The 24,233-nt window shown below is 58.0% G+C and carries 18 protein-coding genes, 1 tRNA gene and 2 pseudogenes; 14 read left to right on the forward strand and 7 right to left on the reverse strand.

What is annotated here, in order from left to right:
• Positions 1–290: 290 nt before the first annotated feature.
• The 5 genes from EEB11_RS14770 (at position 291) to EEB11_RS14790 (ending at position 4,893) form a co-directional block, all read left to right on the forward strand.
• The gene (locus EEB11_RS14770) at positions 291–599 is read left to right on the forward strand and encodes a hypothetical protein (protein WP_135432604.1); all 309 of its coding nucleotides are present in this window, start codon (positions 291–293) and stop codon (positions 597–599) included.
• Between the two features lie 11 nt (positions 600–610).
• Positions 611–700: transfer RNA gene (locus EEB11_RS14775), tRNA-Ser, on the forward strand.
• A gap of 82 nt (positions 701–782) precedes the next feature.
• Positions 783–2,180 carry a tyrosine-type recombinase/integrase gene (locus tag EEB11_RS14780; RefSeq protein WP_135432606.1) on the forward strand — a complete coding sequence of 466 codons (1,398 nt, stop codon included), beginning with the start codon at positions 783–785 and terminating at the stop codon, positions 2,178–2,180.
• 65 nt (positions 2,181–2,245) lie between these two features.
• Positions 2,246–3,622 (forward strand): hypothetical protein, encoded by a 1,377-nt coding sequence (locus EEB11_RS14785; RefSeq protein WP_135432608.1) that lies wholly within the window; start codon positions 2,246–2,248, stop codon positions 3,620–3,622.
• A 701-nt stretch (positions 3,623–4,323) separates the two neighbouring features.
• Positions 4,324–4,893: a recombinase family protein gene (locus tag EEB11_RS14790; RefSeq protein ID WP_135432610.1), complete on the forward strand. Its 570-nt coding sequence runs from the start codon at positions 4,324–4,326 to the stop codon at positions 4,891–4,893.
• Positions 4,894–5,187: 294 nt separating this feature from the next.
• Here the strand turns inward: EEB11_RS14790 and EEB11_RS14795 are convergent, their stop codons facing one another.
• Positions 5,188–8,106, reverse strand: coding sequence for a class I SAM-dependent DNA methyltransferase (locus EEB11_RS14795; protein ID WP_210134432.1), 2,919 nt, complete (start codon positions 8,104–8,106; stop codon positions 5,188–5,190).
• 906 nt (positions 8,107–9,012) lie between these two features.
• Here EEB11_RS14795 and EEB11_RS14800 point away from each other — a divergent pair.
• The gene (locus tag EEB11_RS14800; protein WP_135432614.1) at positions 9,013–9,288 is read left to right on the forward strand and encodes a hypothetical protein; all 276 of its coding nucleotides are present in this window, start codon (positions 9,013–9,015) and stop codon (positions 9,286–9,288) included.
• Between the two features lie 70 nt (positions 9,289–9,358).
• Here EEB11_RS14800 and EEB11_RS14805 read toward each other — a convergent pair whose 3' ends face one another.
• On the reverse strand, positions 9,359–10,213 hold the full coding sequence (locus EEB11_RS14805; RefSeq protein ID WP_245298929.1) for an SOS response-associated peptidase: 855 nt from the start codon (positions 10,211–10,213) through the stop codon (positions 9,359–9,361).
• Positions 10,214–10,488: 275 nt separating this feature from the next.
• Here EEB11_RS14805 and EEB11_RS14810 point away from each other — a divergent pair, with 275 nt between their 5' ends.
• Positions 10,489–11,298, forward strand: a complete 810-nt coding sequence (locus EEB11_RS14810) for a tetratricopeptide repeat protein (RefSeq protein WP_135432616.1) — start codon at positions 10,489–10,491, stop codon at positions 11,296–11,298.
• A 36-nt stretch (positions 11,299–11,334) separates the two neighbouring features.
• On the opposite strand, the gene EEB11_RS20345 is transcribed toward EEB11_RS14810, so the two are convergent.
• From EEB11_RS20345 to EEB11_RS14825, 3 genes are all read right to left on the reverse strand, one after another.
• Positions 11,335–11,859 carry a helix-turn-helix transcriptional regulator gene (locus EEB11_RS20345; protein WP_135432701.1) on the reverse strand — a complete coding sequence of 175 codons (525 nt, stop codon included), beginning with the start codon at positions 11,857–11,859 and terminating at the stop codon, positions 11,335–11,337.
• A 351-nt stretch (positions 11,860–12,210) separates the two neighbouring features.
• On the reverse strand, positions 12,211–12,543 hold the full coding sequence (locus EEB11_RS14820; RefSeq protein WP_135432618.1) for a hypothetical protein: 333 nt from the start codon (positions 12,541–12,543) through the stop codon (positions 12,211–12,213).
• Complete coding sequence (locus EEB11_RS14825; RefSeq protein WP_135432620.1) at positions 12,533–13,570, reverse strand: DUF3987 domain-containing protein; 1,038 nt, start codon at positions 13,568–13,570, stop codon at positions 12,533–12,535. Before EEB11_RS14825 ends, EEB11_RS14820 begins: the two co-directional genes overlap by 11 nt.
• Before the next feature lie 61 nt (positions 13,571–13,631).
• Between EEB11_RS14825 and EEB11_RS14830 the strand changes: the two genes are divergently transcribed.
• The 3 genes and pseudogenes from EEB11_RS14830 to EEB11_RS14840 all read left to right on the forward strand — a co-directional run bounded on the left by EEB11_RS14830 (position 13,632) and on the right by EEB11_RS14840 (position 16,590).
• The gene (locus EEB11_RS14830; protein ID WP_245298930.1) at positions 13,632–14,261 is read left to right on the forward strand and encodes an ABC transporter permease; all 630 of its coding nucleotides are present in this window, start codon (positions 13,632–13,634) and stop codon (positions 14,259–14,261) included.
• 17 nt (positions 14,262–14,278) lie between these two features.
• Positions 14,279–15,037: an SDR family NAD(P)-dependent oxidoreductase gene (locus tag EEB11_RS14835; protein WP_135432622.1), complete on the forward strand. Its 759-nt coding sequence runs from the start codon at positions 14,279–14,281 to the stop codon at positions 15,035–15,037.
• 113 nt (positions 15,038–15,150) lie between these two features.
• Positions 15,151–16,590 (forward strand): annotated as a pseudogene (locus EEB11_RS14840) (IS1182 family transposase).
• Positions 16,591–16,885: 295 nt separating this feature from the next.
• On the opposite strand, the pseudogene EEB11_RS14845 reads toward EEB11_RS14840, so the two are convergent.
• Positions 16,886–17,165: pseudogene (locus EEB11_RS14845) on the reverse strand (hypothetical protein); the annotation flags it as partial.
• 156 nt (positions 17,166–17,321) lie between these two features.
• Between EEB11_RS14845 and EEB11_RS14850 the strand changes: the two are divergent.
• From EEB11_RS14850 to EEB11_RS14860, 3 genes are all read left to right on the forward strand, one after another.
• A complete protein-coding gene (locus EEB11_RS14850) occupies positions 17,322–18,287 on the forward strand; it encodes an efflux RND transporter periplasmic adaptor subunit (protein WP_135432624.1) in 966 nt (321 codons plus the stop codon).
• Complete coding sequence (locus EEB11_RS14855) at positions 18,284–21,472, forward strand: efflux RND transporter permease subunit (RefSeq protein ID WP_135432626.1); 3,189 nt, start codon at positions 18,284–18,286, stop codon at positions 21,470–21,472. The genes EEB11_RS14850 and EEB11_RS14855 overlap by 4 nt, the downstream gene beginning before the upstream one ends.
• 128 nt (positions 21,473–21,600) lie before the next feature.
• A complete protein-coding gene (locus tag EEB11_RS14860) occupies positions 21,601–22,047 on the forward strand; it encodes an FCD domain-containing protein (protein ID WP_135432628.1) in 447 nt (148 codons plus the stop codon).
• Here the strand turns inward: EEB11_RS14860 and EEB11_RS14865 are convergent.
• Positions 22,022–22,459 carry a DUF302 domain-containing protein gene (locus EEB11_RS14865; RefSeq protein ID WP_135432630.1) on the reverse strand — a complete coding sequence of 146 codons (438 nt, stop codon included), beginning with the start codon at positions 22,457–22,459 and terminating at the stop codon, positions 22,022–22,024. The two genes, EEB11_RS14860 and EEB11_RS14865, sit on opposite strands and share 26 nt — an antisense overlap.
• Positions 22,460–22,880: 421 nt before the next feature.
• Between EEB11_RS14865 and EEB11_RS14870 the strand changes: the two genes are divergently transcribed.
• Positions 22,881–24,068 (forward strand): hydantoinase/carbamoylase family amidase, encoded by a 1,188-nt coding sequence (locus tag EEB11_RS14870; RefSeq protein ID WP_135432632.1) that lies wholly within the window; start codon positions 22,881–22,883, stop codon positions 24,066–24,068.
• Positions 24,069–24,233 lie beyond the last annotated feature (165 nt).

The following is a 24,233-nucleotide window of genomic DNA, read 5'->3' on the forward strand; positions in this document are numbered from 1 at the left end:
GCACGGCTAGGGCAGGGTGTTGCAAAAGCGTCAGGCAAGATCCGCGCCTTAGGGCATTGGGCTTTCTGGGGCGGGTTGCGCCAGCCCTTCTGGCTTGGGTTGCAGCGTCCCGATCAATCGGTGATGCATGGCTAAGCATCTGGGACATAACACCATCACCGGCCCATCTGGCTGATGCCGATCAGCATCAATGCGGACGCAGAACACGGAACCTTGACCATTTTTCCTTGCGCCCGGATTAGCGAGAGTCGACATCAAGGTGGCGCGCGCTTGGCCATGGAGACCGTTTGATGAGGATGCAAGGGGTGGTGATCTGGTATTGCCGCCGGGAGTTCCGCGCGATCATCTGGTGCGAGGATTCAAAGGAACTCGGCATTGCGACCGGGGCCACCGCCTGGGGCAATCCCATGCTCGACGTTCAGGTTGGTGACGTCGTGGCCTTCCGGGCAGAGCAGCGCGGCACCGACAGGCTGTGCCGCGATCTGCATGTGGTACAAAGACAGGCCGCACCGTCATTGCCGGCCACAATGATGGCGAATGCACAAACCCGACCGATTTCCGGAAATCCGCTCTTGCATCTTTGTTCCAGTCGCGATTAAGACACCGCCACGGACAGTTGGCCGAGTGGTCGAAGGCGCACGCCTGGAAAGTGTGTAGGCGGGGAACCGTCTCGAGGGTTCGAATCCCTCACTGTCCGCCACCACCCCCTGATTTAGTTATAAAGATCAGATACTTAGGCCGGAAATTGGGCTGCCTCAGGTTACACAAGAGGTAGCACAAGCGTGGTCGTCATCATCCGATCGGGGGCCTTCAAGGTCATGTGTCAGCACATCGAACTGAAGAAGAACACATACTACTATCGCCGACGCATACCCAACTTTGCTCAATCGCTTTACCGGAATGCCCTAACTGCGAAGATCTCTTCCCAGATCTACTTCAGTCTAAAGACCAGTGATATGGTGGTGGCTTGCAAGGCGGCAGATGCCGAGACACGCAGGTTAGACGTCCTGTGGAAGGCAATGCAGAGTCGACCGGAGGGGGCAAGCGCCTCGGTGTCCTTAGCAATCCTTGAGGCACACGGACTTAAACCGGGTGACGGCATTCATCATCCAGAAGTGCCTGCAATCTCGGAGTTTGTTGACAACCTGCTTGGGCGCTACGAGCCCTCGGAACTACCACCGAAGGCGTCACCTCAAAACAAGCTTACAGTCGGTATTCTGTTCGGAGCACCAATCCCCCGCACCCTTTCAGATGCTAAACAGAAGCACTTTGATTTGGGAAAGGGGCCAAAAGGCAAGATTGCTGAAGGTCAATTCAATCGTGCATGGCAATGCTTGATGGGCATCACAGCCGACATTCCACTTGATCAACTTCATCGAGAACACGCTAACAGCTTTGTATCTGAACTTCTTAAAACAGGGGTGTCGGGTGAGACAATTAGGAAGTATCTTGCACAGATTAGGCCTGTCATTGGGACGGCGATTCTGGAATTTGAACTTAATCTGACTAATCACTTCGAGCGCGTTACAATTCCTAATATGATGGATGGGCCTAGCAAGCCCCGGCATCCGTATTTGAACAGCGAGATTCGAGCAATACAAAAGAAATGCATTGAGGTTGATGATGAAAGGCGTTGGGCAATTTCGATGTTGTCCGATTCAATGTGCCGTTTGTCAGAAGTGATCGGACTTCGAAAGGATGAAGTATTCTTAGAAGCAGAAATTCCTTATATTCGTCTCAAGCCAAATGATGTAAGGCGACTGAAGACTCGGACTTCAGACCGCATTGTGCCTCTTGTTGGTGAAGCGTTATGGGGGGCAAAGCGAGCAATGCGGACAGAGGGAGAATATCTCTTTCCGATCTTTCTTATCAATTGGACCGGTAAAGACTTTTCCTCTGGCTCTGCATCGGCAGCCTTGGGTAAATGGCTCAAGGAAAACAAGTTGTCGAAAGATGGCCAAGGCCTGCACAGCTTCCGGCATACCATGAGAGACAGGCTGCGGAATGTGGAGACACCCGCTGACCTGATAGACCGTATTGGTGGGTGGAAGTCGCAAGGCATCGGCGAAACCTACGGCAAAGGACACAAGCCGCAGCTCATGCAAAGATTCATGCTAGCCGCGATGGAGGACCTTAAGTGTCATGAGGAGAGCCTGCTCGCCGATCCTGTTTTGGACTGATTCAATGTAGCGCTGCACCACCTTGCCCAACCGCGCTGGGCCACACTATGGGAGGCACTAGGCCAATGGATACCGACGATGCCGAAGCCGACCACACCGTCACCTCTGACGGCTATCGTAAAGCTTCCTTGGAGGCGGCGAGAATGGCGGAGTTCGTGTTTGCCACCAAGTCAGATGATGCCTGTGCCTTCGTAACGGCTTTGACCGACCTGACAAAGCAGCATGAGGCTGAGCGGTCGCCTAGGGACCGCGCACGGACTCAGAGAGCAGAAGGAACGTTCCGGGTCTCTCTCGGAGCTTTTGCGGCTGACCTCATATTCCATAGCAAGAATGCAGAGGCAGAAGGCTTCACGTATCGGTCAGTGGATAAGGAAGCCATGGGGCAAACCCTTGTAACGGTATGTTCGTTTGAAAAGGCGCGTCATCTATGGAAAAGCTTGGGTTTATTAGAGACTACAAGCTTTTTCCGGGCGAAGGACGCATGGGAGGACGGTGACCCACTCAGGGCATACTTTGGGCGTACTGGTCGATACAGGGCTACACCTGCCCTTCTGGCTCTTGCCGCACGCTTCCACATTGAGCCGAATAATCTGAAGGAACACTTTCAAAAAGAACTTGGTAGAATCGCATCAGTTCAAGTGAAGGGTGAGCAAACCTCCAAAAATGGTATGAAAGCACAGCCTATCACTATTAAGAAAAAGGGGCCTCGATTTGATCTAGAGATTAAAAGGGTCGACGAAATAAATCATTATCTCGCTGCAGGAGAGTTTGACCTATCCGATGTGCCAGTGGTGAATCGTTCCTTCAGTCGGGGAAATTTGTCCATATTCAACTTTGATCAAGGCGGAAGACTGTACTGTCGGTCGGACGACAATTGGCAGAGTATGCCCGGAGACCGTAGATCGAGAATACGATGTGGCGGTGAGCCAACTGTCGAGCTAGATGTTCGGGCAAGTCACATGTTCATCCTCTACGCACTTCACCCTAATTTTAATGTGCCATCCGGTGACCCATATTTCGTTGAAGGCATTGAACGAAATGTGGTGAAGGGGCTAGTTACAGCAGTATTCGGAATTGGGGGATTTCCAAAGACCTGGCCCAAGGGCTTCAACAGAAAGAACGAGCTTGGGGATAAAGGTCCGGTAGGCAAGGTTAAATTATCACGTGTCCTTGATCTGATATGTTCCAAGCACCCGGTCCTTCACAAAGTCAAAGTCGGAGTGATGGACTGGGGGCGATTGCAATATGAGGAATCCGAATGCTTCGTTGAAGCCAGCTTGGACCTAGGGCGCAACCATAAAATAGCGGCCCTCCCTGTACATGACAGCTTGATCGTGGCCGTCAGTCACACTGAGGCTACAAGAACTGCAATGCTTGCAGCTTACCAAGGGCGATTTGGTAGAACCCCTGAGATAAAGGTAAGCAAGGCTGTCATTTCTTAGGCCAATAGGTGATCACTGAAGTCTCCAAGTTGCCCTGTACTCTACTTCCTAAATAGTATGATCTATCTCAAAAATAGCTACTGATAGGTTACCCCCATCCTGCCCACAGTGGTAACTTTTACCTCCTATAGCATTACTTGGAAGCGTAAGCTCCAACTTGGATGTTACTGCTCTTATACATTCGTATAACAACAATAATAATGCCACTAAAGCCCCAGTTTTTGAAGTCGTCAAACTTTAGCCCCCACCCCCTTCGCTGGTGGCCTGAAGGCGCTTCCCAAGATAAGCCCGAAGGCTGCCAGCGAGCCACAGAGGCTACCTTATCGACCCTTGCACTGGGTGGCCCGTCATAAAGGTGTAAGCGCCCTGTTGGCGCACTCCTAGCCCGCTAGGGGGCATGGCCCGCAGATCGGCCCAGCCTTCGGCCTCAGGGGCGGTCACTATAGGCCACATTGGTCATCGAGCCCCTCAGGGCAGGAGTTTCAACCGATGCGCCTCTGGTGGCCCTCTCCGGGGCCGTGCGGGGCTACCCTGTGCCTCAGTTGCCTCAACTTGCCGGACAGGGGGTGTCTGCCAATAGGGCTTGGCCATGTGTCAGGGGCGGAGGGAAGCGCGATGGCCTGCCATTGGAGTGGGTATTCGCTTTTGGCAGACACCCTGCCGCCACTCCTAAGACCTCATTGGCAGACAGGAGAGCCACAATGCTGATTGGATATGCGAGAACGTCCACCCTTGACCAGAAGGCGGGGCTAGAGGCTCAGATAGAGGCGCTGAAGGCCCTCAGCTGCGAGCGCCTGTACTCTGAGCAAGTCAGCTCAGTTGCTGTCAGGGACGCCCTCAGGGAAGCCCTGGCCTTCTGTCGGGAGGGGGACACCCTTGTGGTCACCAAGCTTGACCGACTGGCCCGGTCAGTCCGACACCTTGGGGATATTGTTGAAGACCTTGAACGCAGAAAGGTCGGCCTGAGAGTGCTTGACCTCGGGTTGGACACAGGCAACGCCACAGGCAAGCTGATGTTGAACGTCTTGGGATCGGTGGCCCAGTTCGAGAGGGAGATGATGTTGGAAAGGCAGAAGGAAGGGATCGCCAAGGCCAAGCGGGAGGGCAAGTATCATGGCAGGAAACCGACTGCCCCTGACATGATTGCCCAAGTGAAGACCCTTCTGACCGAGGGGGTTCCCAAACGGAGAATATCGCAAATCACCGGGCTATCTGAACGCACTGTGTATCGCATGGTCAATGATGACACACCGTTGCAAAAGGTAAGCTAGGTTCAGCTAACCAAGGATGCCCCGGATTGACTGATACAGGACGGGTCATCCTTACCTTGCCATTTGACCAATCTCAGGGTCCAGTCAACAACGTTGTGGCAAGGCGTGTACTTCGGAAAAGTGCACCTAAGAACACCTCTTAGTTTCCTTCGGCATGGTATCCAAGACCATGCAATGTGACCAATCGTATGGCAAAGGCAGCGCTCCACCAGCACCCGATTCTTGCAAGTTGCCGTAATGATAGACACTGATGGGTTAGCCTTCCACGCCACCCCAAACCAAAATTTATCAGTGTTACACCTTTTGCGATTTCTTCTGCTTGGCAGATTTGGTGCTATCCAGCGGGGCGGCAACCTTCTCGAACAACTCAAATAAGTGCTCAACCCGTTCACGCTCAAATCTAAAGACCTCTTTGCGATACAATTTGTCGACCGCTTTATCCAAGGCCTGATGCGCCTTTCGTAGCACAACAGGCATAGCATCAGGATCATACAAATCTTCGAGGGTCTGACCCGCGACCAAGTGAGGTTGGCGGGAATCCAAGACCCCCTGCCCGAGCGCCTCAATCTTTGACTGCTGTGCTGCCGTTAGGTTTGGCCAAGGAAAGCTATTGTAAACCGCCGGAGCATAGCTAAACCGGCTTTCAAGTCGCCCTGCGACGGTCCTCATCCACGCCATATGCATGGATGAAGTTAGCACAGCGAAGTAGAGCAATGGCGCACCAACGATAATTTGTAGTTTATTAGACGCTATAACATCTGGGGGGAGGACGGCCATGGGAATGTACTCCCGATGTTCTGAAGAAACCTCAGGGATTCCTAGATATTCGCGGCTAGGTTGGCGATCTTGGGTAAACAGCCATGGGTACTTGGCAAATTCTCTGACGCTATCAGTGGGGCTTAGGTTCCGCCCTACTCTCACTCGATCAAGTCTTTCTTGGATCGCGGCAGAAGCACGGAGCTGAGAAGGGTTCACATCCTTCAGCCAAAGGCACCAGCGCCATTTTCCCGAGATCAGTTCATCACCGCCAACGTAAGGCCTAAGCCATTTTGCTGCTCCTGGTTCACGTGCCAGAAGTTCCGCACGCTGAGTATCATTTAGAATCAGATTACTCTTTGTGGTGTACCCTCCACCCGGCTTCTTTAGCCTTGCTCCATCTGTAGGCTGGCTTCCTTTGTTCATCTTTAGCCGTCCGGCAGGTGGTTTCGAGCGAGCAGGAACTGAGTACTGTGGTCCGTCAATAAGATAGCCATTGATCCTTTTGCACGACGATGCGTGCGGGTTTCCGCGTATGTGATCATATTCAAAGATGGTCGACTTCCTGCCCTCACGTTGCGTCATCCCAACGATGACACAATGTACGGCTGCCTTGCCTCTCGCTTCGCTGTTCCACTGAAATGACCGGTGAGCGAAATGGATATGGATTCCTTTGCTAAAAATCCAAGGCCAAAGAATACCGCACTGCTCCCCTTGCGTGATCGAATTGGTAGAAACCAAAGCGATGTCGATTTCTCTATTCGAAGCAGCATACTCCACTGCCTTGCGGAACCAACATGCAACATAGTCGAGCCGATTATACTGACCAGACGTGCCCCAAACTCTTGCCATATCTGCTTGCTGATCCAGTGAACGAAACTGGTGACCACGAAAGGGTGGATTGCCCAAAACATAACTGCACTTGGCCGGGGCTAGGAGCTTCGTCCAGTCTTCCGTCAGTGCGTTACCTTGGAGAATGTGTGGCGACTTTCGAAGTGGAATCCGGCTATAATATGGGCCAAACTCTAGGCTTAGACGGTTATTCATAATGTGGTCCATCATCCACATTGCTGTCTCGGCAATTCTAGCGGCAAACTCTACTAGCTCAATTCCGTAGAATTGATCCACATTAACAATTGAAAGACTGGATACGTCCAGCGGCGCAGAAAATTGGCCAAAGGAATCTCTGTCATAATTCACTAACTCTCGAACTACCTCAATCTCTAAGGTGCGAAGCTCACGATAAGAAATGACAAGAAAGTTCCCACAGCCACAAGCTGGATCAAGGAAATTCAGTTCTCCTAGGCGGACTTGGAATCGTTGAAGTTCTGCTTTACGCCCTCGCTTACTTCCCTTTATCCTCTCAAACTCAGCCCAGAGTTCATCCATAAAGAGCGGCCGGATGACTTTGACTATATTTGTTTCATTAGTGTAGTGAGCACCTTGATTACGGCGCTCCTCTCGGTTCATGACTGACTGGAAGAGTGATCCAAAAATTGCAGGGGAGATATTGGACCAATTGAATCTTGCTGCTGCGATCAATCTCTCTCTCATGGCCGAGTTAAATGCGGGCATTCGCAAGTTACTCTGAAATAGCGAGCCATTCACATATGGGAACTGTGCAAGGTCCTCATCTAGGGTCGAGGGGCGTTTTGTTGTTTCCGTGTCCAGCGTCTGGAATAGCATTGTGAGCCATCCGCCAAGGTCTGAGCCGTCGACGTTCGTTCGACGTTCTACAAGGTCTTCGAAGATGCCACGTGGTTCAAATATGCCAGTATCATCAGCGAACAGGCAAAAGACTATGCGCACTAGAAATCGTTCAAGGTCATGACCGTTGTAGCCTGAGTCCTCCAGCGCATCATGGAGCGCCCCAACAAGTTCCGACGCCTTTATATTTACCGGGTCTTGATCTTTAAATGTTTTCTTTTCACGCCCAGTGATGAAGCCAAACTTGTCGACATGTTTGGGTAGATCAGCGAGGGGAAACGCAACCTCTTCGTCATTCTCTAGATCATAGAGTTCGAACGACTGAAAATCGCTCAGCAGAACAAAGCGGGGTAGTTCATTGTCTTTAAGGCCAGGGAAATACTCTAATGCCTGCTTACGAGCCTTTACAAGATCAAGACCAATGCTTTTTTGCTCAACTAAGAGAACACCTTTCCAGAACAAGTCGATGAAGCCTCGCTTTTCACCGAGCCCTTTCACAGGTTGCTCAAATGTCGCAACTCTGCGCACTGGCACACCAAACACATCAAAGAACTCCCGGTAGAAGAGCTGTGTTTCGCCCTTTTCGTAGCCATGCCCAGCCCACTCCCGTGCAAAACCTGCAGCTCGTGAGCGGATTTCATTTTGTGACAGAGACATTTGCGTCCTTAATAGGTTATGCGGTGGGCTGGCCTCACCTAGTGCTCGGTGTTTCAGGCCTAGCAGCACTAGCTGATCGGTGCAAACATCCATTTAGGCAATCCTGTCCTAGTATTTTGCCCGCCCCCCCCCCCCAGCGCCGCCTGTCGAGAGTTTCAGCCTAATGTGGTCCCTTGCCTAACAAATTGGCTTAAGCCCGTTCCAGCCCCGCCCGGGTGTAGCTAGGTTCTAGCCAAGGGTTCACCTCAGTCTCCCCATCGCCACCAATGTCGACGTTCTCTGAGGATCCTTTAGGGCTTCCGCCTGGGCGGCTGACTTGGCTGGTTTGAAGGCTTGAGGTGAGCCAGTGCAAGGAGAGAGCCATCACCGGTGGAGACCTACCCCTCTCAGATGGTCGAGGTGGTAGTCAGTTCATCGAAGCTCAAGCTATGCTCAAGTTACCCGGAGGGAGGTTACACAAACTCAGCACGCGAGCTACACACACCAAATGGACGCATTGTAAGTTTCTGTTTTCATTGGTACATTTCAGGGTCAGAAACGTCCTGTCGCTCTCACTGTCCGCCAGATGCCCCCGGTAAGCTATTGATGCTAAATAGAAAATCGCGGAGCCTTTGTTTTTCATCCCCCACCATGTCCCCCACTTGGGTTTGGCATGGCGCGGAATGTGGTGGAACGCTTTGGATGCTTTTCTGCAAAGCCCTGATTTGTGGATGTGCGTTTTTTGCGTCCCATGCCGGTCCCATACGGGCCTAGGCCCACAGAAGCGACCCCCCCCCCCACGCTGTTCCCGCTGCCGGGGAAGGCTTGTCCAAACCTTTTTTGTGGCGGTTTATGATCGAACGGTAATCAGCGCCGGTCCTTGTCCGGGCAGGGCCAAAGATTAGGCCCCCCCCCCCCCGAGCGGGTCGCTGGTGGCTCAGTTTGAATTTTAGTGGGGTTGACGTGGGTATCGCTTGTCCGCACTTCCTGTAGGCTAAGTGGTGTGCATAGGAGGCTGATGTGTCCATAAATGACTATGTTGACGATCTGGAAGGCGCGGCACGTTTCGCCGCCGCAAAGGCGGGCGCTATTGAGATATGCGCCGCCCATAGTGACGTGACAATTCGAGTGGGAGACGCAGATGCAGAACGCCACGCCTACGCACTTGCCACCACAATTCTTAAAAGAGACGGCACAGCTTGGATGAGGGAAGATCTGATGCCTGCCATTGCCGACCTGTTGGATATGGCAGCAGATGGTGAGTGTCCGCAGTGTGCCTACATCCGGAGTGAGTGAGGCTTAAAGGCCTCAAAGGAGAAAAAAGCCCGCCGATGCGGGCCAAGACCCACGTGGCGCATTCTACACCTTAGATCGGCTCATCCAGCAACTGTAATGCACCATCGGGCAAGGGGCGCTGAAGTTTCGCGGCAATCTCAAAGGGTGCTGACAGCCATGTCTCCCATTCATCAGGCTCGGTCAGGATGGCGGGCATTGCCTTGGGATGCACCGCGCCCACCTCGGCATTTGGCGTGCAAGTCAGAAAGGCGAAAAGGTCATCTGTTGTAGGCCCGTCCTTCACCTTGCGCAGTGATTGCCAGCCGCGAACCTCGATACCCGCGAAGAACATGGGCTTGCCCGGTTCGGCAGGACCGAACCATTGATTGCCGCCCTTCTTTGGCTCGGCAAAAGAAGTCACTGGCACAAGGCAACGGTGTGCTGGGCCAAGCCAGCGCCGCCAGTGCGGGGATGCCAGATTGCGGACATTTGCCACGCCGGGGTCACGCTCAGTTTTGAGGACAGATGCCGGTGAGGGCATACCCCAGCGAGCGCGCACCAGTTCCAGCCCATTGCTAGAGTGGCGCACAATCGGCGCAAGCCGGTCTGGATAGATCGAGCCAGGTTCAAGGTTTCCTGCACCATCTGACCATTCCAGCCCGACGAAAAGGCGGCGCACCGCCTCTTGGGCGGTTGTCTGACTGTAAAGATTGCACATCGCTGCCTCATCATCGGTCACCACATTCCCATGCGGCGCATTGGGGGAATAGTATCCGGGCAAGATGGTTCCGTCCGCCACTTCCAGATTGGGGAAGGCATCGGCAAAGGCAGACGCATCATGCGGACAGCGAAAATAGAGGGCGATGCGGTCGCGCCCGCCATTTCCGCCGCCACCATGCAGCGCATAGCTCGCCTTCCCGATGTGGCGATCAAGCCACTTATACATTGGCATCATAGCGCGACCGAACCCGTTCGGGGGAACGTAGAACCAGATGCGCACCGGAAACGCACGTTCATCAGCCTTGGATTGTAGTTCGGTTCGTCTTGTCATCGGTAAGAACAAACACGGAGCAATCTTGGGTGCAAGGCTGACCTTCGTCGGGTTGGGGCGACGGGTTCCTGATCGAGAGCACCAGAGCTGTGGGCGCGCTAGATCAGGGAAGAGATTGACGCTTGTCGAAGGGTATTGTTTGTTTGAAATGCAGCATTGGAAGGGCTTTGATGACTGGATTCTTCAAGAGAATTGTTCTGGCGCTTGCGCTTGTAGCGCCACCGGCAGCCGCACAGAACTTTGATGCAGGGCTGGCTGCTGCGCAGGCCGGAGATTTTACCACAGCGATCCGAGAATGGACGCCTCTGGCCGAGATGGGCAACGCGATTGCGCAAGGCAACCTCGGTCTAATTTACGAAAACGGCCACGGTGTTCCGCAGGACTATGCACAAGCTGCGAAATGGTACCTATTGGCCGCAGAGCAAGGCAATGCATGGGGGCAAAACAAACTCGGTGACCTGTACGAAAACGGTCAAGGTGTTCCACAGGACTATGCCGAAGCTGCAAAATGGTACCGACTGGCCGCAGAGCAAGGTAATGCATGGGCGCAAACCAATCTCGGTAACCTGTACGGCAACGGCCACGGTGTTCCAAAAGACGATGCCGAAGCCGCAAAATGGTACCAACTGGCCGCAGAGCAAAACAGTGCTTACGCACAGGCTAACCTAGGGTACCTGTACATGAACGGCCAAGGTGTTTCACAAGACTATATCGAGGCCGCAAAATGGAACCGACTAGCCGCAAAGAAAGGCCATGCAGTGGCACAGCATAACCTTGCGCTAATGTTCGAACACGGCAATGGCGTGCCGCAAGACTTTGTGACAGCGCATATGTGGTACAATCTCGGCGCGGCGCAGAATGTCAATGACGCAGCACAGTTTCGAGACGAGCTCGCGAAGCGAATGAGCCCTGAAGATGTCTCGGAGGCACAGAAACGTGCGCGGGCTTGCCTCGCATCAAACTATCTGGACTGCGATTGAGCCTGCTGCATACCTACCCCTTGATCGGCTTTGCGTTCATTGGAGACCATTAGCGCGCCACGCCGCCCAGCGCCGCCGCTGGGCCCCAGCAATCCTCTCCTTGCCGTCGGGAGTCCGAGCCCCGGTTGACTTGCCACCATGAAACTTGCAACGCCTGCGGCCCGCCTCTGACTTATTTCGGCACTCGCCGCCCTTGCGCGTCTTTGCCCCGCACACCACGCGGCAGCGAGCCTTGCGCTGGGCTTCCCGTTCACGCCACAGCACCATCTGAGCCTCAACCCAAGCGTCGATTCGGGCGCGTTCATCCCTTTTCTGTGTATCACCCCATCCCCCCGCGCGCGCATTATGGGGGATTAAATCCGCCAAGGTGGGAAGTTCCAGCACCTTGGCAAAGGATCGAGGCGCGCCCCATTTAAGCGGGACGGTGTTCTTTGCCTCCCAATACTGGACGGCCTCCCGCGAGACGCCCGAAAGCTGCGCAAGGGCACGCTGGGTCAGGCCAGCGGCCTTTCGGCTGGCCTTCAGAGCCGCCCCAGTCGTGGCAATTCGTGCCGCACGCATGGTCACGTCTCAAAGGGGCGCTGTGCCCCCGTCGCGGCCCTTCTGGCGCGTGCAGCGCGCTTCCTGCACCCTTCGCGGCAGAAGGCCGCATCGGCACGGCGCGTGAAGGGCACGGGGTCGCCACATTCCCGGCACGACCATTCGCCGCCGCCCCGTCTAGCGTTTAGCATGATGCGCTGTGCGCGGGCTTTTCGGTGCCGTTTGTTCCCACATGGCCAAGTGTAGAACAGCACGTTTTGCGGCCAGCTTTCGCCGGGTTCGACGCCGCCTGGATCGGGTTCTGCCATGATGGTCCTTTGATTAAATCGGGGGCCAGAGACGGGTTAAGCCCTTGGGGTTGCACAATCGAATTCAACTAACTGGTGACGCCGAAATGCGGCCATCGCGCGCCACATGGATGCGGCCCTCCGCCTGCATCGTGTCCAGAAGCTGATAGGTTTGGGTCACCCCCAGCCGGGTTGCCGTAGCGATTGCGCCGGGTCGATGTCGCCCAGCGCGGATTGCGGCAAAGATTGCCCCTTCATCATCCAATTTCGGGGCAGGGGGTGCCGCTACTTCCGCTACTTCCGCTACTTCCGCTACTTCCGCTACTTCCGCTACTTTTGCCGGGGGTGCAGCAACGGGCGAGGGGTGAGCCTCGCCCGCCGTGACAGCTTGCAGCGCCGCCGCAACATCAAACCACATCGCGCGGCCTCACGATCCGATACGCCACTTTCCGCGATACGCCGCCGATGATTTCACCCTCTGGCAATGCCGCCAGCCATCCGCTATCGGCCAAGGTTGCCATCAGCTTTCGTGCGGTCTTTGCCTCGCGCAAAGCGTTCGGCCCGTATTGCATCGCATCCTTTGGGGTGATTGTCGCCGGGTCGCGGTCCAAGCGGTGCGCCTGTTCTGGCCAGCGGTCCAAGATCCACAGCCGCAAGCCTTCGGCCTGTGCCGTTTCCGCCGATACAAGCGCCGTGTCCGCCAGCCGCACCGCCTCTGACAGATAGAATTGCGCCAGAGCGATGCCCCAAGCCATTGCCTGCGCCGTGATAGCGGGGGCCATCAGATCGCCCCACAGCGCCAGCACAGCCGCAATGCGCACCGCCTGTTCTGCCGCCTTGGATGCAAAGCCCGTCACATGCGCAAGGCTTGCCCCGGTGCGCTGTTCCTGTTCGATGGTATCGGCAAAGGCCACCAGCAATGCCCGCGCATCTGGTGACAGGCAAAGGGCGCGCGGTTGCAGTTCGCGGGTTTCCGGGTCCATCGACATCGGCGTTTCAAGGATGGTGCGCAAGCGTTCGCTGAAACGGCCCAAGGCCCCATCATCGCGCCGGGTCAGCGATGACAGGCGGGTGCCGATGGTGCTTGGCGGTTCGGTGATAAGGAAGCGTGGCAGAAAGCCTGTGCCGGTCGCTGTGCCATCGGCCAGAAGGCCCCGCGCGACCTCGGGCTGTATCATCAGATGCACTGCCAGCCGCCGCCCAAACAAAGTATAGGCCCCATCCCCCGCACGAGTGCGCCTAATCGGGTTGCCCTGCCACAGATCGTTTAGGGCGGTCAGGGTCTTTAGGCGGTTTTCGCTGTTCATCGCATGGCCCCCGATGAATTGCCCGCCTTCATCGGCAAAGATGCCAAGTGACGGTTGCCCTTCCGCGAACAGTTTGGTCAGCCCTTCAAAGGTCGGTTCCGTAACCGTGCGGTCCGCAGACGGGGGCGCAATCGGTATGGCAAGGCGCTGTCAAATCCTTTCGTGATGGACGCCTTCAAGACAAGCCTGACGGTTGCGCTTGCCTCGGCGGTGCTGGCCACGCTGTTCGGCACCATGGGCGCTGGCCCTGCAATCGGTCAGGGGACGCCTGCGGCTGGCCTTCGATGCGTTGATCTACATAGCGGTGATGGTACCAGGCATTGTGATCGGCATTGCCACGCTGATTGCCCTTGTCACCCTGTTCGGCTGGCTAAACCCGCTTCTGGCCGCGATCTGGCCCTTTGCTGCCAAGGCACCGCAGCTTTCTCTCGGCTATGGCTCGCTGATCGCGGCGCATGGGTTGTTCACCATGGCATTGGTCATCATCATTGTCCGCGCCCGCATGGCCGGCATGGACCGCAGCCTGATCGATGCCTCGGCCGACCTTGGGGCAACGCCTTGGGGCACCTTCCGGCAGGTGACGTTGCCGCAAATCTTCCCTGGCATCCTTGCGGGGTTCCTGCTGGCCTTCACCTTCAGCTTTGATGACTTCATCATCGCCTTCTTCGTCGCTGGGTCGCAGACGACCCTGCCAGTCTACGTATTTTCCTCCATCCGCCGTGGCGTCACGCCCGAGATCAATGCCATCGGAACGATGGTGCTTGCCGTTTCGCTTGTGCTTTTGATCGCGGCGCAAGCCATTCTGCAGCGCGGACGCAAGGCGGGGTGATGCCAAGGGATTCTCAGATGTTGTTGAAAGCGCGTGTGGCCTTCGTGACCGGGGCAGGATCGGGCATTGGCCGGGCCGGAGCCCTTGCCATGGCCGCCGAGGGCGCGCTTGTGGTCGTAACCGACCGCGACGGCGACCGGGCGCAGGCCGTCTGCGACGAAATTGCGCAAACTGGTGCGAGGGCCGAAGCGCGCGGCCTTGACGTAAGCGACGACAGCGCCCTGACCGCCGAGATCAGCGCTGCCGCATCCCGGCACGGGCGGCTGGACATCCTGCACTCCCATGCCGGGATCCAGATACCCGGCAAACTGGAAGAGGTCTCGCCCGACCAGATGGACACGTCGTGGCGATTGAACGTCCGATCGCATTTCGTGGCGGCGCGGGCGGCGATGCCGGTGATGACGGCGCAAGGCAAGGGCTCGATCATCATCACTGCGTCAAACTCTGGCGTGCAGTATGACCGCGAGATGATCGCCTATGCCACGACCAAACACGCGGTCATCGCGATGACGCGGCAGATGGCGGTGGACTACGCGAGCCACAACGTGCGCTGCAACGCGCTTTGCCCGGGATTCGTGGACACGCCCTTCAACAACGGGTTCGAACGCCAGATGGGCGGCCGCCGCGCGCTGGAGGCGTATATCGCCCAAAGCATCCCGATGGGCCGCTGGGGCACACCTGAGGAAATCGCCCAAGGCATCGTCTTTCTGGCCTCTGACCAATCAGCCTTCATGACCGGTCATGCGCTGGTGATCGACGGAGCCGAGTGCATCTGAGGCGAAAGTGTCCTTTCCACCCCTCGCGCTGGGGGCGCTATATCGGCGGAATCGGCCGAGGCTGTGTGGAAACTGGCTTTTGTGGTAACTTCTGCAGGGCATCGGGGGTGCGCATGGCAGAATTTATCGAGGGTGTTGACCGAGGTCAGACGATGCTTTTCCGGACCGGTTGGAGGACTGGGGAGGCGAGGACAGTTTGGTCCGCGTCGTTGATCTTTTCTTCGCTGAACTGGATCTGCCGGGGCTTGGGTTCGTTCGGGCAGCGCCAGCGCGGACAGGGCGGCCCGGCTATCATCCGGCGGTGCTGCTTAAATTGTTTATCTATGGTATCTGAACCCTATCCCGTCCAATCGCAGGCTGGAGCGTGAAGCAGGACGCAACGTCGAGGTGATGTGGCTGACTGTAAGGCTGGTTCCGGATCACAAGACGATTGCCGACCTTCGACGCGATAGCGGCCCGGCCATCCGCAAGACCTGCGCACAATTTGTCGAACTGTGCCGCCGGATCGGCACGCTGAAGGGCAATTGCGTTGCCATTGACGGCGAGCCAAGTTCAAGGCGGTCAACAACCGCGACCGCAATTTCACCAAAGGCAAGATTGCCAGCCGACTGGCCCACCTGGAGGCCGATGTTGATCGCTACATCAACGAGATGGTGCGCATCGACCGGCAGGAAGAAGGCGAGGCACGGGCCGAGAAGGTGGCCCATCTTGCACGCCGCTATGGCCGCATCCGGCAAGAGATAGCACGGTTGAAGGCGATGGACGAAGCGTTGGCCGACGCACCTGATGGCCAGATTTCCCTGACCGATCCCGACGCCCGTGCGATGGCAACCAGCGCCCGGCACAGTGGGATGGTCGGCTACAACGTCCAAAGCGTCGTCGATACAGAGACGCACATCATCGTCACGCATGAGGTCACCAATCAGGGCTTCGACCGTGACCAGCTCAGCCCGATGTCAATCGCGGCTAAGGATGCTCTTGGCCGCAATGACCTGCATGCCATTGCCGACAAGGGCTATTTCAGCGGCCCCGAGATCCTGGCCTGCCATGAGGCGGGTATCACCACGACGGTGCCACGCCCGGCCACCTCGGGCAACGCGGCCAAGGGCATGTATTTAAAGGCCGACTTCACCTATGACGCCGGGCGCGATGTCTATGTTTGCCCGGCGGGCGAGGACTTGACCTACCGCTACACAACCGAGGAGCGCGGCGTTCAGCTCCGGCGTTACTGGATCAACGCTTGCCAGACTTGTCCGCTCCAGAGCAAATGCACCACCGGCACGGAACGGCGGATCACTCGATGGGAGCACGAACAACTGGTTGACGATATGGGCAACCGGCTGGGCCGTGACCCCGATGCAATGACCCTGCGTCGTTGCACGGTAGAACACCCGTTCGGCACGATCAAAGCCTGGATGGGCCACACCCATTTCCTGACCCGGAGGCTGAAGAATGTGCGCAGCGAGATGGCGCTAAACGTGCTAGCCTACAACATCAAGCGGATGGTCGCCCTGATCGGCATCCGTCGGCTCATGCAGGTGATCCCGGGCTAATATTTGGCGCTCAGTAGCCGAAAGCGTCGCCGGAAATAGACTTCGATGCCTCTCACCCTCGGTCACAGACCGAATGGTGCCGAACTGACGGCGTTGTCGACCACCACACCAAAATTACACAGCGACCTGCCAAGTCGCCGAGTTTCCACACAGCCTCGGCCGAGTGCTGCCGTTGACGTGCGGCGCGGTGGTTTCCCAGAATTGGACATTACGGACTCCCGATCCCGTCTCACGACGATTGCGCCAAACTGCTCCTTGCCATCTTTCGCTCCGACGTCCTCGCGACCCTGACGGCTTACGCCGCCATGGCCGAAGCCTTGTAGACCCGACCTCGGGCCATCAAAGCCCAGACGATCCGCGCCATTCACTGCCTGGCAGCACATGCCTGCATGTGCGAGAGGGTTGTTGGCCAGCGCCACCCGCAACAGCATCGGCGGCTTGCGTGTCAGCATCCCACCCAGCCAGGTGCCGGGCTTGGCCGCAGCATGGACATGCCGCTTGATGATGACGCTGTTGGCCCCAATGATGAGCAACTGCCTCAGGGATCGCTCGCCCATCCTGGTCGTGGCCCCGACCCACCTTGGCACACAGATGCTGTCGGGGGGCGGTTACACCATCAGAGCCTCCAAGATCAGTGATCGACCGGTGCCCATTGTCTTGTTCTGTGATATTCACCGTTTGGAATGTGAAGTTGACCCTGATCGGGCCGCGATTTTTGGATGGAGGCACAAATGAAAACGCAACTGGTAGGCCTGATCGGGCTTTTGGCCACAACACCCGTAGCTTCGGCCGATTCCCTGACCCTTGCATTGCAGCCCGTGACGGACTGGAAAGCAGTCTATGGCCAGATCGAGCCGCAGACCCGTTTGCCCGCCCGTGCGCGTCTGGGCGGCACCTTGGTCACTCTTGACGTGGCCGAAGGGGATCGGGTCGAGGCGGGGCAGGTTCTGGCCCGCGTGGTCGATGAAAAGCTGGATCTGCGCCTGCGCTCCATTGACGCACAGGAGCAATCGTTGCAATCGCAACTGGTCAATGCACAAAGCGAGCTGGAACGCGGCGAGGCGTTGCTGCAACGGGGTGTGACCACCGTGCAGCGTCTGGATGCGCTGCGGACGCAAGTGGATGTGCTTGGCGGGCAGATCGAGTCCAACCGGGCCGAGCGTTCGGTCGTAGAGCAACAGGCAAGCGAGGGCGATGTCCTGGCCCCGATCACAGGACTGGTGCTGACTGTCCCCGCCGCAGCCGGCGCAGTGGTGATGCCAGGCGAGTCGGTGGCAACGCTGGCCGGCGGTGGGTTCTTCCTGCGCCTTGCCATTCCGGAACGCCACGCCCGCGCATTGGCCGAGGGTGACGAGATCGCGATTGATGGCGCGGGCGACAGCGCGACAGGCCGCATCGCCCGCATCTATCCGCAGATCGAAAATGGCCGTGTCAGTGCCGATGTATCAGTCGAAGGCTTGAGCGATGCTTTCGTTGCCGCGCGTGTTCTGGTGCGCCTTGCCGTGGGCAGCCGTACCGCACTTCTTGTGCCGCAAAACGCCATCACCACTCGGGCCGGGCTGGACTTCGTGACCTTAAACGCTCCGCAACAAGGTGAACGCGTTGTGATGTTGGGGCAGCGGCACGAATTGGACGGCAACGTCCTGCGCGAGGTGCTGTCAGGTCTGAGCGATGGTGACACGGTAGTGCTGAAATGAGCGCCCACCCCCAATCGCTAGGCATTGCGGGAAACCTGACAAAAGGTTTCATCCGCTCGCCCCTGACACCTCTAATTATGCTGGCAGCCCTTGCGCTGGGAATCATCGCGTTGCTGGTCATTCCGCGTGAGGAAGAGCCGCAGATCTCGGTTCCGATGGTGAACATCCTAATGCAGGCACCCGGTCTGCGGGCCGAGGATGCCGTCAGGCTGGTGTCCGAACCGATGGAAACCATCATCCAGGCGATCAACGATGTCGAACATGTCTACTCCCAGACAATGGATGACGGCGCGATGATCACCGCGCGGTTCAAGGTGGGCACCTCATCCGATGCCGCTATTTTGCGGGTGCATGAAAAAATCCGTGCAAATATGGACCGCATTCCGGTGGGCATTCCGGAGCCGCTGATTATCGGGCGCGGGATTGACGATGTGGCCATCGTCACTTTGACCCTGACGGCTCTGGCCGGGGCCGAGGTCAGCGCCAATGACCTGACGCGACTGGCGCGCGAAATGCGCGCAGATCTGTCCAAGGTCGCAGATGTCGGCCTGAGCTACATCGTCGGCGAGGCGTCCGAGGCGATCCGCATCGCACCCGATCCCGAACGCATGGCGCTTTATGGCGTTACGCTGCAACAACTGGCGGGCAAGGTGCAATCGGCCAACCGCACCATGAATGCGGGCAGCCTGCGCGATGGCGGCCAACAGATAGGGCTTGTCGCGGGCCAAAGTCTTACGGCACCTGCCGAAATTGCAGGTCTGCTGCTGACCACCCGTGACAACCGCCCTGTCTATGTGGGCGATGTGGCGACAATCGCATTCGTGCCGGATATGTCCGACCGGATCGTGGCCCATGTGGGTCGCGCCGCAGATGGCACGGTGACACGCAGCCCTGCTGTTACGCTGGCCTTCGCCAAACGCGCAGGCGCGAATGCTGTCGTTGTGGCCGATCAGATCCTGTCCCGCACGGCCACTCTGCAGGACACACTCATCCCCGACAGCGTCTCGGTCGAGATCACTCGCAACTACGGCGAGACCGCGCAGGAGAAAGCCGACACGCTTCTGGTCAAACTGTTTCTGGCCACACTTTCGATCATCCTGTTGACGCTGGTGGCGATTGGCTGGCGCGAAAGCATCGTTGTGGCTGTGGTTATTCCGGTGACAATCCTGCTGACACTCTTTGGTGCGTGGATCATGGGTTACACGCTCAACCGTGTGTCGCTGTTCGCGCTGATCTTCTCTATCGGTATCCTTGTCGATGATGCCATCGTGGTGATCGAGAATATCGCCCGCCATTGGGGTATGAAGGACGGACGTGACCGCGTGACCCGCGCCATTGATGCCGTGGCCGAGGTGGGCAACCCCACCATTGTGGCGACGCTCACGGTCGTCGCGGCGCTGTTGCCGATGCTGTTCGTCTCCGGCCTGATGGGGCCGTATATGAGCCCGATCCCGGCTGTGGCCTCCGCGGCGATGATCATCTCGTTCTTTATCGCGGTGATGGTCACCCCTTGGCTGATGGTCAAGATCGCGGGCAGTGCGCTGATGCATGGCCATGACGCAAGCGATGGCGGCTTTCTCGGCCGAACCTTCACCCGAGTGGCGAGACCCATTCTGGCCACCAAAGCGCGCAGCTTGAGCTTTCTGCTGATTACTGCCGGGCTGTCATTCGGTTCGCTCGGGCTGCTCTATACCCAGCACGTGACGGTCAAACTGCTTCCTTTCGACAACAAGCAGGAACTGGCTGTTGTTATCGATATGCCCGAAGGCACCGCGGTTGAAACCACGGACGGCGTGGCGCAATCGGTGGCTGAAATCGCCATGGGTCTGCCTGAAGTGCTCAGCGTGCAGACCTATGCAGGCACCGCAGCACCTTTCAATTTCAATGGGCTGGTGCGCCATTATTTTCTGCGGGCTGACTCGCATATGGGCGATGTTCAGATCAACCTTTCCAAGGAGTCTGACCGCGCCAGCCATGACATCGCGCTGGACCTGCGCGCCAAGCTTGGCGCGCTGGACCTGCCCAACGGGGCCAGCCTAAAGACGGTCGAGCCGCCCCCCGGCCCCCCCGTGATGGCAACCCTGCTAGCCGAGGTCTACGGTCCCACACCCGAAGTGCGGCGCGATACGGCCCGCAAGCTGCGCGAGGCCTTCGAGAGCGTCGATTTCATCGTTGATGTGGATGACAGCTTCGGCACCCCGCCACGCCGCATGCGGGCGCTGATCTCGCCCGATGATCTGGAGTTTTTCTCGGTGCAGGAAACCGATGTGTTCGACACGATCGGTATCCTGAACGGCGAAACCGTGGTGGGCTATTCCCACCGCGAGGATGGCCGCCGTCCGACACCGATCACAGTGGCGCGCGCCCTTTCTGACAGGGTGTTGGACGAGCGGTTTCTCTCCACACCGATCCCTGCCAATGTCCTGCCCGGTGCGCGCGGCGTGGTAGAGCTGGGTGATGTGGTCCGCCTCGAGGAGGAGAACATGTCCTATCCGGTGTTCCGCCGCAACGGACGCCCTGCCGAAATGGTTATGGCCGAACTTGCTGGCCGCTTCGAGGCGCCCTTGTATGGTATCGTCGAAGTGGGCAAAGCACTGGATTCGATGGACTGGGCCGAGGGCGAGAAACCTCTGATCTTGCTGAACGGCCAACCCATTGACGACAGCCGCCCCACGATCCTGTGGGATGGTGAATGGGAGGTGACATGGGTCACATTCCGCGACATGGGGGCGGCCTTCGGCGTGGCGTTGCTGGGCATCTATGTGCTGGTCGTGGCGCAGTTCGGATCATTCCGGGTGCCGCTGGTGGTGCTGACACCTGTGCCGCTCACCTTTCTGGGGATCATGTTCGGCCATTGGCTTTGGGGCGCGCCGTTTTCGGCCACGTCGATGATCGGGTTCATCGCACTGGCGGGAATCATCGTGCGGAACTCGATCCTGCTGGTGGATTTCATCCGTCACACCGACCCTGCAGGTAGGGACCCGGTGGATATTCTACTGGAGGCGGGTGCGATCCGGTTCAAGCCGATCCTGCTTACGGCGCTGGCCGCGATGTTCGGGGCTACGGTAATCCTTGCCGATCCGATCTTTCAGGGCTTGGCTTTGTCCCTGCTGTTCGGCCTGCTCACCTCGACCCTGCTGACAGTGCTCGTGATCCCGGCTATCTACCGTGTGTTCAAGACGTAAAGGGCAGGCTGGGTGGCGCGCCCCCCAGCCCCCTATCAAGATCTGAGCGCCCAGTTCCATCGTTTGATATGGCATCAGAGCGGCAATGCAATCTTTACCGACTTGGTGAATATTGATGCGCGAAAGCGATGGTTAGTCCCACCTTCAACAATTGGACGCAAGAGGAACTTATTCGTAGCAATAGGCAACATGAGGATGTTGTGTCTGCATTTGAGGCCCAAGATAAGGAATGGGCGGAGGCCGCGATGCGCGCACATCTGGCCGGGCTAATCTGGGTCGGCGTCGGACGCGGGCTTTGGCCGTTGAACATGATGGCGCAGACGCTGACGGCGCGGCCTGCCACCGATCTCTGCCCGATGCTCGACGCGCGGGTGCCGCGTGAAATCCGCCCGATGTCGGTCGCCCTGAATGGCCTGTTTCGCCGCTTGTCAGACGCCCGCGCGCATGAGCGGGACTTTACCGCATTTGCGGCGCGTGCGCTGAAAACACCCTTGGCCGACCTGAAGACGCAGGCCCAGATCGCCGCCATGGAGGGGACTGGACGCAAGCCTATTCGCCGGCCAGTGCAGCCCTGACGATCCCCGTCAGCAGGTCGTTCACCGGGGCCATCGTGCCGTCATAGGCGCGGTGGCCGACGGTGATGGAGCCAGGCGCGTCGAGGGTTTCGTAGACAAAAATGCCGTAGGGGCAATGCTGAACATTGGAGATATCGGCTTCCATCACCTGACGGCTGACAGTCGCCGAGCAAAACGTAAATATGTTGGCTTCGGTAAAGAGCGGAATGTCCGATCCGATGTCGGCACGAGTTCGCTCAAGCATGGCACCGACGTGGCTGACATGATCGATCACCAGACCCGCGTCGACGATGGCAGATTCAACGGCGAAGGTGACGTTTTCGAACGAGTCGTCGACCACATATGTGAGCGGTGCCGTGTCGGCCGCAACTGGAAGGGCGAAAACAGCGGTGAGAGCAGCAATGCGTAGCATGATGTGTTCCTCCTGAAGGTGAGCATGACCCATAAACTTTCGCTTGTGAATTTCTGTTTGGGGCGACCGTCCCCTTTCATCAGTGATGGATTTGGGGAATGGCGCGATTATCTGGTGCGTGAATTGGTCGGACGGGATGCCACGGCCAGTATGGCTGAACCTTCAACAACGCATTGCCTTCCCCTGAGCCAGACATTCTGCAACACGCGGTGCAGTTGGCCGGCACCCCCAAGCTCGGCCCAGAATGCGCACTCTGGAGCCCATGGCCGCGCACCTGCTGTCAAGCGGCATCGACTAAGGGGTGGATCTTCAAGAGGCGATCGGCCAAGGTGTTTATAACTTGCACCAGGCAGGCAGTGGCACAGGGGCGGGCGGGCACTTCCGCGCACGCCGGTGCAGCTGTAAGCAATTTTAGGCTACCATGCTCAATACATCCCGCTTCCTGTCCGACCTCCACCACCTGCGCAGCTACGGCGCGCAGGGCAAGGGCGTGATCCGACCGGCGTATTCCGCGCCGGATATCGCTGCGAGAGACTGGCTGGCGGGGCGAATGGCCGAGGCTGGATTGGCCGTGCGATTTGACGCGATGGGCAATCTGTTTGGCCTCGCAGCGGGTCCGTCGCTGTTGTTGGGGTCGCATTCCGACACGCAGCCAACGGGCGGCTGGCTGGACGGCGCGCTGGGGGTGATTGCGGCGATTGAAGTGGCGCGGGCGTCGCGGGAGGTGGGCGGACCTGCGATTTCCGTGGTTTCGTTTCAGGATGAAGAGGGGCGGTTTGGCGGAACGACGGGCTCGGCGGTGTGGTCGGGTCTGCTTCCCTTGGCCGAGGCAGACGTCGTTATGGATACCGACGGCGTGGTGCTGGCCGAGGCACGGCGGGCGTTGGGGAACCGAGTGGGCAGCGATGTGGACCCTGCGCAGTTTACTGGGTTTATCGAGTTGCACATCGAACAGGGGCCGGCGCTGGACACGGCGGGTGAACAGATCGGCGTGGTCACCGACATTGTCGGCTACCGCGAGCTGATGGTGACACTGTCCGGGCAGCAGAACCACGCGGGCACCACGCCGATGGCGCTGCGGCGAGATGCGTTTCAAGGGTTGTCGGCGTTCAATGTCCGCCTGAACGACCGTTTGCGCAACGTGGTCACACCGCAGTCGGTGTGGACGATTGGCCATGTGGCGGTGACCCCCAACGCGTCGTCCATCGTGCCGGGCCTGGTAAGGTTTTCGATGCAGTGGCGCGACTGCGACGGGGACCGGCTGGCGCGGATACAGGCGGTGATCGAGGCAACGCTGGCCGAGGTGGCCTCTGAGATGGGTCTTGGCCTCGACATAGGGCCGCTGCTGGGTCTGGAACCGGTGGCGATGGATCCGGTCTTGCGCGCCCGACTGCAGTCTGCGGCCGAGGTGGTGGCACCGGGGCGTTGGCGGCAGATGCCGTCGGGCGCGCTGCATGACGCGACGAACGTGGCGCGCCTGATGCCGGTGGCGATGCTCTTTGTGCCTTCAATCGGCGGGATCAGCCATGCGTTCGAGGAGGACACGGCTGAGGCAGATCTGGTCGCTGGCCTGCGTGTTCTGGGCCGAGCCGCAGGCGTTCAGCCTTAGTCGGCTAGGGGATCTTGCGATGTGCGGCGTCCAGGATGCGGCGTGTCGGGCTGTGAAGTGCCCAAGCCAGCCGCAGCCCGGAACGCGGTGTGGACAGTCGTCGCGGAAAGTGCGTTGATCGCATCTTGGGAGTCGCAAAGCGTACGAGGCATGGAGCCATTCAGG

The organism is Pseudotabrizicola sediminis, assembly GCF_004745575.1.
Lineage (GTDB): Bacteria > Pseudomonadota > Alphaproteobacteria > Rhodobacterales > Rhodobacteraceae > Pseudotabrizicola > Pseudotabrizicola sediminis.

What these genes read in the sequence shown, in the direction of transcription:
- EEB11_RS14805 (WP_245298929.1), bottom strand. Translation starts at nt 10,213, where the DNA reads ATGTATAAGTGGCTTGATCGCCACATCGGGAAGGCGAGCTATGCGCTG.
- EEB11_RS14865 (WP_135432630.1), bottom strand. Translation starts at nt 22,459, where the DNA reads ATGCTACGCATTGCTGCTCTCACCGCTGTTTTCGCCCTTCCAGTTGCG.
- EEB11_RS14855 (WP_135432626.1), top strand. Translation starts at nt 18,284, where the DNA reads ATGAGCGCCCACCCCCAATCGCTAGGCATTGCGGGAAACCTGACAAAA.
- EEB11_RS14770 (WP_135432604.1), top strand. Translation starts at nt 291, where the DNA reads ATGAGGATGCAAGGGGTGGTGATCTGGTATTGCCGCCGGGAGTTCCGC.
- EEB11_RS14870 (WP_135432632.1), top strand. Translation starts at nt 22,881, where the DNA reads ATGCTCAATACATCCCGCTTCCTGTCCGACCTCCACCACCTGCGCAGC.
- EEB11_RS20345 (WP_135432701.1), bottom strand. Translation starts at nt 11,859, where the DNA reads ATGCGTGCGGCACGAATTGCCACGACTGGGGCGGCTCTGAAGGCCAGC.
- EEB11_RS14835 (WP_135432622.1), top strand. Translation starts at nt 14,279, where the DNA reads ATGTTGTTGAAAGCGCGTGTGGCCTTCGTGACCGGGGCAGGATCGGGC.
- EEB11_RS14785 (WP_135432608.1), top strand. Translation starts at nt 2,246, where the DNA reads ATGGATACCGACGATGCCGAAGCCGACCACACCGTCACCTCTGACGGC.
- EEB11_RS14795 (WP_210134432.1), bottom strand. Translation starts at nt 8,106, where the DNA reads ATGGATGTTTGCACCGATCAGCTAGTGCTGCTAGGCCTGAAACACCGA.
- EEB11_RS14820 (WP_135432618.1), bottom strand. Translation starts at nt 12,543, where the DNA reads ATGTGGTTTGATGTTGCGGCGGCGCTGCAAGCTGTCACGGCGGGCGAG.
- EEB11_RS14860 (WP_135432628.1), top strand. Translation starts at nt 21,601, where the DNA reads ATGGTTAGTCCCACCTTCAACAATTGGACGCAAGAGGAACTTATTCGT.
- EEB11_RS14850 (WP_135432624.1), top strand. Translation starts at nt 17,322, where the DNA reads ATGAAAACGCAACTGGTAGGCCTGATCGGGCTTTTGGCCACAACACCC.
- EEB11_RS14790 (WP_135432610.1), top strand. Translation starts at nt 4,324, where the DNA reads ATGCTGATTGGATATGCGAGAACGTCCACCCTTGACCAGAAGGCGGGG.
- EEB11_RS14810 (WP_135432616.1), top strand. Translation starts at nt 10,489, where the DNA reads ATGACTGGATTCTTCAAGAGAATTGTTCTGGCGCTTGCGCTTGTAGCG.